Raw genomic sequence first — 12631 nt, forward strand, 5'->3', positions numbered from 1 at the left:
AAAAGAAAAAGATGCAGAAGAAGAATTATACCGAGAAGAAGATCTCAACGAAAGTACAAGATTAATCAAATTGGGTATAAATTTAGAAAAAGAAGGCATGATCAATGAAGCTATATCTGTATATGAAAAAGCTATCATACCAAAACTTCCAGCCACACATCCGTATAATAGACTTATGATTCTTTACAGAAAAAAGAAAGATTATGAAAACGAAATTCGTGTTCTCAAACTTGCCATAAGTGTATTTATGAAAGAAAATGAGCGCAGAGCCGGAAGGATAATCGAAGATAATTCATCGTTATACAATCAAGTGATGCAGGCTCTTGAAACTAATGAAAACATTAGATATGAAGACGGGAAATGGGCTTTCGTCCAATATGATGTAATGGAGTATGTTACAAGATTAGAAAAAGCTAAACGGCTATTAGAAAAATCCAAATCAACAACGAATTAAAGAACAAATTAAATATGTAAGATAATGAAGAAGATTTTATTTTTAATGGCAATGCTGCCAATGATGCTGTTAACAGCGTGTTCGTCAGACGATGATAACAACGATTATGAAAGCCGACTTGTTGGGGCTTGGGTAGAAGACACAGAATCAACAGTAGAAGTATTTAATCTTGAACTCAAGGCAGACCATTCAGGCTATTTTTGGGCTACAGATGATGGTGTGATAGATGAATTTGGAAAACGTAGACTAACATGGAGCGTAACAGAACACACGTTTACGGGCACGTATGAAGGTGAGGGTACAAAAACTTTCGATTACCAAATAACTAATGGAAAATTGTATTTGGGAGAAATCGTATACATTAAGAAGTAGCTATATGATTGACTTTTTAACTATCGTACTCCTAATATTCGGAGTACTGCAAATCATCCTCTTCTTCAAAGTATGGGGAATGACAAACGACATCAAAGAGATGAGAAACAAGTACCTCAAAGATGAGGATGCAAAAAGAAGAAAGGAAGCGGAATACGATCCCCGAAATCAATAAGGGGATAAAAACCGATGACCTAAAACCGATTATTAACAGTTCAATTCTGCTGCCAAACTGGCAATTGTATAGCAGATTGTGTTTTAAAGAATTCAGACAATTATAGGAACTTACATGAATATCAGCAATATACGTAGGAATCTATTAGAGACTTCGTAACGCGTAGGTCGCCAGTTCAAGTCTGGCTAGCGGCTCAAAGGAAAGGAGATGCTTATGCATCTCTTTTTTTATTTCATAGATTCTTCTTACCTTTGCCTGACTAAAGAAAACTGTAAAAACCGATGAAAAAGAAGACAAAAGGAATTCTCATAGGAGGATTGATAGCCCTGTTCCTTATTGGTGCAGCTTGTGCCGGAACATTCTATTATTATTTATTCTATCCACAGTTTCATCCCTCCAAAACAGCTTATATTTATATCGATAAAGACGATACGCCGGATTCCATATATAACAAAGTAAAAAAACAGGGACATCCGAAAAGTTTTTCAGGCTTTCTCTGGATGGCTAAATGGCGTGACTACAATTCAAACATCCACACAGGACGCTATGCCATCCGCCCAGGAGAGAGTGTTTACCACGTCTTTAGTCGTTTATATAGAGGATATCAAGAGCCTATGAATCTGACCATTAGCAATGTACGTACTTTAGATAGACTTGCTCGCAGCGTAGGCAAACAACTTATGATTGATTCTACTGAAATTGCAGTAATAATGAACGACTCGCTATTTCAAAAGAAAATGGGATATACAAAGGAAACAATGGCCAGCCTGTTCATTCCCGAAACTTATCAAGTATACTGGAATATGAGCGTACAGGATTTCTTTGACCGTATGAAGAAAGAACATGAGAAATTTTGGAATCAGGACCGACTAGCCAAGGCCACAACCATAGGCATGACACCGGAAGAAGTATCGACACTCGCCTCTATTGTAGAAGAAGAAACAAATAACAATGAAGAAAAGCCCATGGTTGCAGGTCTCTACATAAATCGTTTAAATAAGGGTATGCCCTTACAGGCCGATCCCACCATTAAATTCGCACTTCAAGATTTCGCTCTAAGAAGAATTACGAATGAGCACCTGAATGTAAAGTCACCCTACAATACTTATCTAAATACCGGATTACCACCAGGACCGATACGTATTCCTTCAACCATCGGCATTGATGCTGTGCTGAATTATGCAAAGCACAATTATATTTATATGTGTGCCAAAGAGGACCTTTCAGGTACCCATAACTTTGCTTCCAATTACACTGATCATATGAAAAATGCTAGAAAATATTGGGATGCTTTAAACGAAAGAAAGATTTTCAAGTAAAATCGTAATAAAATAAAAGCAAAAGGCTATATTTGCGAGTGAAAAACGCAGATTATTTTCTTATTAATAATCCATGACTAACATTAAAACAATCAGATATGAGCAAGCAACTCTTACTTGGCGATGAAGCCATTGCACAAGCTGCATTAGATGCCGGACTCTCAGGTGTTTACGCCTACCCCGGCACTCCTTCCACGGAAATAACAGAATACATCCAAATGGCACCCATTACGACTGAACAAAATATTCACAGTCGTTGGTCTTCTAACGAAAAGACCGCAATGGAAGCCGCTTTGGGGATGTCATTTGTTGGTAAACGAGCATTAGTCTGCATGAAACATGTAGGTATGAATGTAGCTGCCGACTGTTTTATCAATTCAGCCGTTACCGGTGTAAAAGGTGGATTAATTGTAATAGCAGCGGATGATCCCAGCATGCACTCTTCACAAAATGAACAAGACAGCCGCTTTTACGGTGATTTCTCACTTATTCCCATGTATGAACCAAGTAATCAGCAAGAAGCGTACGACATGGTTTATAACGGCTTTGCATTCTCCGAAAAAATCGGTGAACCGATATTATTGCGTATGGTCACCCGCCTCGCCCACTCTCGTTCAGGTGTAGAGCAAAAGGCTCAACAAGTCCAGAATGAAATATCTTTCAGTGAAGACCCACGCCAATTTATCCTATTACCAGGTAATGCACGCAAACGTTACAAAGTTTTGTTGGAACGTCAGGCTGAATTCATTGAAGCCTCTGAAAATTCTCCATATAATAAGTATATAGATGGTCCTAACAAAAAAATGGGTATCATAGCTTGCGGTATCGGCTACAACTATCTGATGGAAAACTATCCTGACGGTTGTGAATATCCTGTATTAAAGATTGGGCAATACCCATTACCCAAGAAACAACTTCTACAGCTGGTAGAAGCCTGCGATGAGATTCTGGTATTGGAAGATGGACAACCTTTCGTTGAGAAACAGTTGAAAGGTTATCTCGGCATTGGCGTTAAAGTAAAAGGACGTCTGGATGGCACATTGCCACAGGACGGTGAATTAAATCCGGACAAGGTAGCGCGCACCGTAGGAAAAGAAAACAAATCAGAGTTTGGAGTACCTTCTCTTGTAGAAATGCGTCCACCTGCACTTTGCGAAGGTTGTGGACATCGTGATATGTATACTGTACTGACGCAAGTACTGAAAGAAGAATATCCAACTCATAAGGTATTCAGTGATATCGGTTGTTATACTTTAGGAGCCAATGCGCCATTCAATGCCATCAATTCATGTGTAGACATGGGGGCATCCATTACAATGGCAAAAGGCGCCTCTGATGGTGGTCTTCACCCTGCAGTGGCAGTTATCGGAGACTCAACTTTTACCCATTCCGGCATGACAGGACTTCTAGACTGTGTCAATGAAAATGCTAATGTTACCATTGTCATCTCAGACAATGAAACTACCGCTATGACAGGCGGCCAGGATTCCGCCGGCACAGGACGTATCGAAGCAATCTGCGCTGGTATCGGTGTAGCTCCTGAACACATTCGCGTAGTAGTTCCCCTTAAAAAGAATTATGAAGAAATGAAACAGATTATCCGTGAAGAAATCGAATATCGTGGTGTATCTGTTATTATTCCACGCAGAGAATGCATTCAAACTTTAGCCCGTAAAAAACGAAACAAGTAAAACCATGAAAAAAGATATCATACTTTCCGGCGTTGGTGGACAAGGCATCCTCTCTATCGCCACAGTAATCGGTAAAGCCGCCCTTAAAGACGGATTATATATGAAACAAGCGGAAGTACATGGCATGAGCCAACGTGGCGGTGACGTACAATCCAATTTACGTATCAGTGATCAACCTATTGCCTCTGATCTTATTCCTTCAGGCAAATGCGATTTGATCATCTCACTTGAGCCCATGGAAGGACTACGCTATCTCCCCTATTTAAGTCCTGAAGGCTGGCTGGTAACTAACGAAACTCCGTTCGTTAATATCCCCAACTATCCAGCAGAAGCTGATGTGCGGGCAGAGTTGGATAAATTACCCCATAAAATCGTTCTGAATGTGGATAAGGTGGCTAAAGAAATTGGTTCTATTCGCGTAGCAAATATTGTTTTGCTTGGGGCTACCATTCCCTTTCTGGGAATTGATTATGAGAAAATACAAACCAGCATCCGCGAAATCTTCGAACGCAAAGGCGAGGCTATTGTAGAGATGAACTTCAAAGCACTGGCTGCCGGAAAAGAAATTGCTGAAAAATTAATGTAAAGACCCTCCAAAACAAACTACCATGAATAACAAATACTGGGAAGAAGACATAGAGACCATGAGCCGTGAGAAGTTGCAGGAATTGCAACTTCGGCGGCTTAAAAAGACAATAAATATTGCAGCTAATTCACCGTATTACAAAAAAGTGTTCCAGGAACATAATATCACAGCTGATAGCATTCAAAGCCTCGAAGATATTCGAAAAATCCCATTTACCACTAAAGCTGATATGCGTGCCACCTACCCTTTTGGTCTAGTTTCAGGCAATATGCAGGAAGATGGCGTACGTATTCATTCTTCAAGCGGAACAACCGGTACTCCGACTCTGATTGTTCATTCTCAGCACGATCTGGACTCTTGGGCAAACCTGGTAGCACGCTGTCTCTATATGGTAGGCATACGCAAAACGGATGTTTTCCAGAATAGTTCCGGATATGGTATGTTCACCGGAGGATTAGGTTTCCAATATGGAGCAGAACGTTTGGGAGCACTGACAGTTCCTGCTGCTGCCGGAAACAGTAAGCGACAGATTAAATTCATCACTGATTTCAAAACAACTGCGCTTCATGCTATTCCCAGCTATGCTATTCGCCTGGCAGAAGTCATTCAAGAAGAAGGCATAGATCCGACAAGCACCAGCTTAAAAACACTTGTCATTGGTGCTGAGCCTCATACAGATGAACAACGGAAAAAGATCGAACGTATGTTAAGTGTTAAAGCTTATAACAGCTTTGGTATGACAGAAATGAACGGCCCTGGAGTTGCTTTTGAATGTCAGGAACAAAACGGCATGCACTTTTGGGAGGATTGCTATCTGGTTGAAATTATTGATCCTGAAACAGGAGAACCAGTTCCAGATGGAGAAATTGGTGAGTTAGTACTGACCACTCTCGACCGCGAGATGATGCCGCTTCTACGGTATCGCACCCGAGATCTCACCCGTATTCTTCCCGGAGAATGTCCATGTGGACGCACCCACCTACGCATTGACCGTATTAAAGGACGTAGCGATGATATGTTCATCATTAAGGGAGTTAACATCTTCCCAATGCAAGTAGAAAAGATATTGGTACAATTCCCACAATTAGGCAGCAATTATCTTATCACACTGGAAACAGTAAACAATCAGGATGAAATGATTGTGGAAGTAGAACTCAGCGATCTTTCTACTGATAATTACATTGAATTGGAAAAGATACGCAAAGAGATCACACGTCAATTGAAAGACGAGATATTAGTGACTCCCAAACTGAAACTAGTGAAAAAAGGTTCCTTGCCACAAAGCGAAGGAAAAGCAGTCAGAGTAAAAGACCTACGTCAAAATCACTAATTCTTTCAAGAGATCACTCTCTCTACATAAAAAAATATCCCATGAAGCGAAATAAATTCATGGGATGTTTTTTTTATGTAATAACTCCCAAGATAACGAAGTGGCATTAAAAGAAAAAAGGAACGGTAATCAACCAAGATTGCCGTTCCCCTTTATAAAAAAGCCGCACCGATGATGTGATGAAACTCCGAATGACATGATTTGAGCGCTCGTCCTCTTTGTAATCCACTGACTCAAAGGTTACCCCGAAGGGCGTGGCCCGCCATTGAGAAGCGAAGCTTGTCTCGGTATTTCATAATAGTTTGATGAGTTTCCCGATCCAATCAATGCGGCTATATTTTCTACAACAAATGTAGTAAGTTTCCGTCAAAGAAACAAGGAAAAACATGATTTTGTTTCCTTCTGACAAGACATTTTATATAATATCTCCCCTACTATAAGCAAAAAGTGCCGATTACTCATTCGTAATCAGCACTTTGTCAACTATTTGCTAAATAAACTTAAGCTGCTTTTGCTTTAGCTACGATAGCCTTGAAAGCTTCCGGATGGTTCATCGCTAAATCAGCCAAAACTTTACGGTTGATTTCGATTCCTGCTTTGTGCAAAGCACCCATCAGCTTAGAATAAGACATACCTTCCAAACGAGCTGCAGCATTGATACGCTGAATCCACAAAGCGCGGAAGTTTCTTTTCTTGTTCTTACGGTCACGGAACGCATAAGTCAAACCTTTCTCCCAAGTATTCTTGGCAACGGTCCATACGTTCTTTCTTGCACCAAAGTAGCCTCTGGTTAATTTCAAAATTTTCTTTCTTCTTGCTCTTGAAGCAACGTGATTTACTGATCTTGGCATAGTTTTACTAATTTTTGAATGTTAGCGCCATTACTTCACGCAACGGACTTAAAGCTAATGCATTCGGTTAATACTTTAAAATACTTTGTACGCTTTTTACTTCATTGCTAAGAGTTCCTTAACTTGGCTTACGTTTGTCACGTCAACCGTAGTTGAATGGCACAAGTTTCTTTTTTGCTTCTTAGTTTTCTTAGTCAAGATATGACTGTGAAAAGCGTGCTTTCTTTTGATTTTACCTGTTCCGGTAAGAGTAAATCTCTTTTTAGAACCGGAGTTAGTCTTCATCTTTGGCATCTTACTTATTTTTAAATTATTTAAATTATATGGCAACGCACTATACCTGTGGCGTTACTCATTTCTTTTTTATTCTTCTGTTTCAGCCGGAGCCGCTTTCGATCCTTCTGCGGATTTCGGTGCTGCAGGCTTCTTTGGTGCCTCTTTCTTTTTTGGAGAAAGCTGAATGGTCATTCTTTTCCCTTCCAATACCGGCATTTGGTCTACTTTCGCATAGTCTTCCAAATCATTGGCAAATCGCAGCAATAGTACCTCTCCCTGTTCTTTAAACAAGATTGAACGACCTTTAAAGAATACATAGGCTTTCACCTTATCACCATCTTCCAAGAATCCTCTGGCATGTTTCAACTTGAAGTTGTAATCGTGATCATCGGTTTGTGGACCGAAACGAATCTCCTTCACATTTACTTTAACCTGCTTTGCCTTCTGTTCCTTCTGACGCTTCTTCAGCTGATAAAGAAATTTAGAGTAATCAACGATTCGACAAACAGGGGGTTGCGCGTTTGGAGAGATTTCCACGAGATCCACCTCACGCTCTTCGGCAAGCTTTAATGCCTGAGCTATCGGATATACGTTTGGTTCTACTTCATCGCCCACTATGCGGACTTCTTTGGCACGGATTTGCTCATTAATCCGGTATTGCCCTTTTAAGCTGTCATTTTTCATTAAATAACCTCTATTTCCAGTTTGTTTCTTATTTATTACTCCCAAATTATTATTTTTTAAATTAGATAAAAGCTATCTTTAAAACATCACTATATGCTATGCTTTTATAAGTGGGCGCAAAGTTACCATTTATTTATCATATTCTGAACTTCTTCGTTCAAAATTTTAGCAAATTCTTCAAATTTCATGGTACCCTTATCGCCTTCCCCTTGCTTGCGGACAGAAACTTCTCTATTCTCAGCTTCTTTTTCACCCACAATCAACATGTAAGGAATACGCTTCAATTCGTTATCGCGAATCTTACGTCCTATCTTCTCGTTACGCTCATCCACAATTGCACGAATATCGTATTGTTTCAAGAATTTCTTCACTTCTTGTGCGTAGTCATTGAATTTTTCGCTAATGGGCAGAATAGCCACCTGTTCAGGAGTCAGCCACAATGGGAATTTACCAGCCGTATGCTCAATAAGCACAGCAACAAAACGCTCCATAGAACCAAACGGCGCACGGTGTATCATTACCGGACGATGTTTCTGATTATCAGCGCCTGTATATTCCAATTCAAAACGCTCCGGCAAGTTATAGTCCACCTGAATGGTACCCAACTGCCAACGGCGGCCGATAGCATCTTTCACCATAAAATCCAACTTCGGACCATAGAAAGCAGCTTCACCATACTCAATTCTGGCAGTCAAGCCCTTTTCTTCACAAGCCTCAATGATAGATTGTTCAGCTCTTTCCCAGTTTTCATCGCTACCAATATATTTTTCACGATTCACTTTGTCACGCAAGGAAATCTGAGCCTCTACATTGGCAAAGTCCATGGAACGGAATACGATTGAAATAATATCCATCACACGCAAGAATTCATCCTTCACCTGATCGGGACGGCAGAAGATATGTGCATCATCCTGCGTAAAACTACGTACACGCGTTAATCCATGTAATTCACCACTTTGCTCATAACGACAAACTGTACCAAACTCAGCCAAGCGCAAAGGCAAATCTTTATATGATCGCGGAGAATTCTTATAAATCATACAGTGATGAGGACAATTCATCGGTTTCAAGAAGTACTCCTCTCCTTCTTCGGGCGTATGAATAGGTTGGAACGAATCTTTACCATATTTTGCATAGTGACCGGAAGTGATATACAACAACTTGTTACCGATCGGGGGAGTGATAACCTCCTGATAATCGTAACGTGCCTGGATACGACGCAAGAATTCCTGCAGACGCAAGCGCAGCGCAGTCCCCTTCGGCAACCACATCGGCAGTCCTTTACCCACTGTGTCGGAGAACATAAATAAATCCATTTCCTTGCCGATCTTACGATGATCACGCTTCTTGGCTTCTTCCAGCATAGCCAGATATTCATCCAACATTTTCTTTTTCGGGAATGTGATACCATAAATACGCGTCATCATCTTACGATCCTCATGTCCACGCCAATATGCACCGGCCACCGACATCAACTTAATAGCCTTGATCGGCGCGGTAGTCATCAAGTGTGGACCACGGCATAAATCCGTGAAAGCACCTTGTGTATAAGTTGTTATGCGACCATCTTCCAATTCGGAGATCAACTCACACTTATAGTTCTCACCACGGTCACCGAATTTCTTCAATGCATCCGTTTTTGAAATACTTTCTCTTACAACAGCTTCCTTCTTCGCCACTAATTCTGCCATCTTGGCTTCAATAACCGGAAGGTCAGATTCTTTAATGACAGCTTCCCCCGGATCCACATCATAATAGAAACCGTTTTCGATAGCAGGACCAATACCGAACTGAATACCCGGATACAATTCCTGTAAAGCTTCGGCCAGCAAGTGAGCACTGGTATGCCAAAAAGCGTGTTTGCCCTGCTCATCTTCCCATTTATAGAGAACAAACTCAGCATCCTCATTGATAGGACGTCCCAAATCATAAATCTCACCGTTCACGCCACATGCCAGCACTTCCTGTGCCAGGCGTGAACTGATACTTTCTGCAATCTGCAGTCCCGTTACTCCTTCGTTATACTCACGTACGGAGCCGTCTGGAAATGTTATCTTTATCATAATGTTGTGTATATTTCAATTTTCAGAACGCAAAAATAGCTAATTCTTTTTTGATATTTTATTTTTTAGCAAAAAAATGTTATTCACGCGTATCGGTAAACCTCTTTATAATATTATAAGCCGATACGATACCCAATTCACCCGCCTTACTCAGATCTGTAATTCCCTGCTTGTTGTTACCCAGGAAGATATGAGTCAAACCACGGTTGAAATAAGCTTCAGCAAAGTCTTTGTTCAATTCAATAGCCTTATTATAATCCTCTAATGCTCCACGGTAATCTTTCAACATTGATAATACATTGGCACGGTTATAATAGCCATAAACAAAATCAGGAGCCAATTGGATGACATGATCCAAATCATTTTTCACAATATCATAATCTATTGACGTTACTTCTGGTTGTTTCTTACTATCGGGAGAAGCTCCGGGAACACCTTCAGTTAACTCAGCTTCCGCTTTTTTATATTCCAGCTGTTTGTAGCGCACCAATGCTCGCATGAAATAAGCCGGGAAGAACTTATCATCCAGCAAAATCGCCTGCGTAAAGTCATCAATGGAGCTGGCAAAGTCTTGAACCAAATAGAAGTCAAGCCCACGTAAGAAACGTTTCTTGGCATCTTTATCATCTGTTACAATATCCGAGGTATGCGAGTCGACCAAAGCAAAATGGAATCTCACTTGTTCTTCCGTCAACGGAGCTTCCATATTGGTGATGCGCAAAGGCTTCGGGAACAATTTAGAATGATTCAACTCCTCGATATACTTATGGAAATGAACGATACGTTTTACCTCGCTTAATTTCTCATAATAGGTCAGCGCATACATCGGTTCCATCTTGACAGATACATTCCGGTCCTGTACACGTCCGCGGTAATCACTCTTATACTTCTCATCCTGCTCAGAGTCGTCAGCAATCACAATCTTCCGGTAATTGTCCATATTCTTATCGGACTTCTTACGCGTCTTGCTCTTATCCTCACCATCCTGAGCATTATTATCTGCGACATCCTTATTATCTGCCGTAACTCCGTTACGTTTGTCAATCTGCATCTTCATGAGTTTGAATTCATCCTGTTCAGCCCCCTTACGATCACCGATCTTCTTACGAGCTTCAGCACGATGATAATATCCTGCCATAAAGTTGGGGTATTCATCAATCACTTTCGAATAATCGCTGATTGCACCACGATAATTTCCGGTCTGCGCACGTAGCAAACCACGGTTAAAGGTTGCCATCATATTATCCGGCTCTATCTGCAGAACGAAATCAAAGTCTTCTATTGCACGGTTATCATCACCCACCTGAGCACGAAGCAAACCACGGTTATAGTGTCCGAGGAAGTTATTCGGATCAATATCCAATGCCAGATCATAATCACTCATGGCACCTCTCAAATTATTCTGATGAAAACGAGCCAATGCACGATTAATATAATTACCCGCATTCTTTGCACTCAAATGAATAGAATGATCCAAGTCAGCTTCAGCATCCGCATACTTTCCTTGTTGCAGACGGACAATAGCACGTGCTCCCCACCCATCGGGATCATAGCGATCCATTTCAATCGCCTTTTCAAAATCATTCAAGGCCTGTATCGTATCTTTCTGCTTCAGTGATACTTCACCACGCATCAGATAAGCACGAGTATATCTGGGCGCTATTTTCAACAATTTCCCCAGATCCTCTTTAGCTGCTCCATAGTCCTCCTTCTGCATGTGGCAAAGAGAAAGATTATGCCACAAGACAAGATTTTCCGGATCATATCTCAAGGCTGTCTTATAATCCTCTATGGCTCCGTCATAATTATTCTGCCGGATACGAGCCAATCCACGTATCTGATAAGCGCCCACCACAAAAGGATTACGCTGGATAGCAGCATTACAGTCCGCTTCCGCACCTTGGAAATCATCCAAATTAATCTTTGCCAAACCACGAAAAAAGTAAGGCTCATATAAATAAGGCTTAGCGTTAATTACCTGGTTGAAATACTGGATAGAAAGCACATAGTCTTCAAAATACAATGCGTTACGCGCGATTGTCATCACCCGCTCCGTATTGATCTGCGCACACAGCAACGTTGGAAGCAACAGGAAAGCCGTCAGTATCTTTTTTATCATCTTGTCTTATAAATGCTTGTAAACGAAACAAATTTAATGTTTTTCATTTACCTGGCAGGATTAGCGGAAGACTTTTTATATTTTTTGAGCCTTTTATACCATATTATAAGATTGGCTTATTTCACAGTTTTCACTTTATACGTGCAATGAGCCTTGCCCTTCAACATCGCATTCAGTTTTCCCTTAATCATTTGTTTACGCAGGGGAGACAAGTGATCAATAAACATCTTTCCCTCCAGATGGTCAAACTCATGTTGCATCACACGCGCCAGATAACCTTCAACAACCTCATCATGCTCCACCATATCTTCATCCATATATGTAACATGAATTTTATTACCGCGTTTCACAGACTCATGGATACCAGGAAGACTCAAACATCCTTCTTCCATAGATATTTCTTCACCAGATACTTCAAGGATATGAGGATTGATATATGCTTTCCGAAAATTCTTATACTCCGGATAATCTTCAGACAGTACATCCAAATCTACTACTACAACACGAATAGGAAGTCCAATTTGTGGAGCAGCAAGTCCCACACCTTCTGCATGGTCCATCGTTTCGAACATATTCGCTATTAACTCTTTCAAACCAGGATAGTCGGGAGTAATATCTTCCGCCACTTTTCTCAATACGGGCTGCCCGTACACGTAAATGGGTAAAATCATTGTTTATCTAATTACAAATTATTAAATCACTATTATATAT

12 protein-coding genes are annotated in these 12631 nt (G+C 40.7%); 6 read left to right on the forward strand and 6 right to left on the reverse strand.

The features are described from left to right. Window positions 1–478: 478 nt before the first annotated feature. From VYM24_RS21655 to VYM24_RS21680, 6 genes are all read left to right on the forward strand, one after another. Window positions 479–826, forward strand: coding sequence for a hypothetical protein (locus VYM24_RS21655; protein ID WP_330940928.1), 348 nt, complete (start codon window positions 479–481; stop codon window positions 824–826). 4 nt (window positions 827–830) lie between these two features. Next, window positions 831–1001 (forward strand): hypothetical protein, encoded by a 171-nt coding sequence (locus VYM24_RS21660; protein WP_330940929.1) that lies wholly within the window; start codon window positions 831–833, stop codon window positions 999–1001. A gap of 281 nt (window positions 1002–1282) precedes the next feature. Then, window positions 1283–2320 carry an endolytic transglycosylase MltG gene (gene mltG / locus VYM24_RS21665; protein WP_330940930.1) on the forward strand — a complete coding sequence of 346 codons (1038 nt, stop codon included), beginning with the start codon at window positions 1283–1285 and terminating at the stop codon, window positions 2318–2320. A gap of 98 nt (window positions 2321–2418) precedes the next feature. Beyond that, a complete protein-coding gene (locus VYM24_RS21670) occupies window positions 2419–4011 on the forward strand; it encodes a thiamine pyrophosphate-dependent enzyme (protein ID WP_291552907.1) in 1593 nt (530 codons plus the stop codon). Window positions 4012–4015: 4 nt separating this feature from the next. Beyond that, a complete protein-coding gene (locus VYM24_RS21675; protein ID WP_330940931.1) occupies window positions 4016–4597 on the forward strand; it encodes an indolepyruvate oxidoreductase subunit beta in 582 nt (193 codons plus the stop codon). Between the two features lie 22 nt (window positions 4598–4619). Further along, window positions 4620–5927, forward strand: coding sequence for a phenylacetate--CoA ligase family protein (locus tag VYM24_RS21680; protein WP_291552911.1), 1308 nt, complete (start codon window positions 4620–4622; stop codon window positions 5925–5927). 500 nt (window positions 5928–6427) lie between these two features. On the opposite strand, the gene rplT is transcribed toward VYM24_RS21680, so the two are convergent. The 6 genes from rplT to def form a co-directional block, all read right to left on the reverse strand. Further along, a complete protein-coding gene (rplT, locus tag VYM24_RS21685) occupies window positions 6428–6778 on the reverse strand; it encodes a 50S ribosomal protein L20 (protein WP_007214085.1) in 351 nt (116 codons plus the stop codon). Window positions 6779–6874: 96 nt separating this feature from the next. Next, window positions 6875–7072, reverse strand: coding sequence for a 50S ribosomal protein L35 (gene rpmI, locus VYM24_RS21690; protein WP_007214084.1), 198 nt, complete (start codon window positions 7070–7072; stop codon window positions 6875–6877). Window positions 7073–7141: 69 nt separating this feature from the next. After that, window positions 7142–7738: a translation initiation factor IF-3 gene (infC, locus tag VYM24_RS21695; RefSeq protein WP_044272088.1), complete on the reverse strand. Its 597-nt coding sequence runs from the start codon at window positions 7736–7738 to the stop codon at window positions 7142–7144. A 122-nt stretch (window positions 7739–7860) separates the two neighbouring features. Continuing rightward, window positions 7861–9801, reverse strand: coding sequence for a threonine--tRNA ligase (gene thrS, locus VYM24_RS21700; protein ID WP_291552916.1), 1941 nt, complete (start codon window positions 9799–9801; stop codon window positions 7861–7863). Between the two features lie 79 nt (window positions 9802–9880). After that, complete coding sequence (locus VYM24_RS21705; protein WP_291552919.1) at window positions 9881–11920, reverse strand: tetratricopeptide repeat protein; 2040 nt, start codon at window positions 11918–11920, stop codon at window positions 9881–9883. Window positions 11921–12036: 116 nt separating this feature from the next. Continuing rightward, window positions 12037–12591 carry a peptide deformylase gene (gene def, locus VYM24_RS21710; protein WP_044272082.1) on the reverse strand — a complete coding sequence of 185 codons (555 nt, stop codon included), beginning with the start codon at window positions 12589–12591 and terminating at the stop codon, window positions 12037–12039. Window positions 12592–12631: the final 40 nt, after the last annotated feature.

This window comes from Bacteroides sp. MSB163 (assembly GCF_036416795.1).
Lineage (GTDB): Bacteria > Bacteroidota > Bacteroidia > Bacteroidales > Bacteroidaceae > Bacteroides > Bacteroides maternus.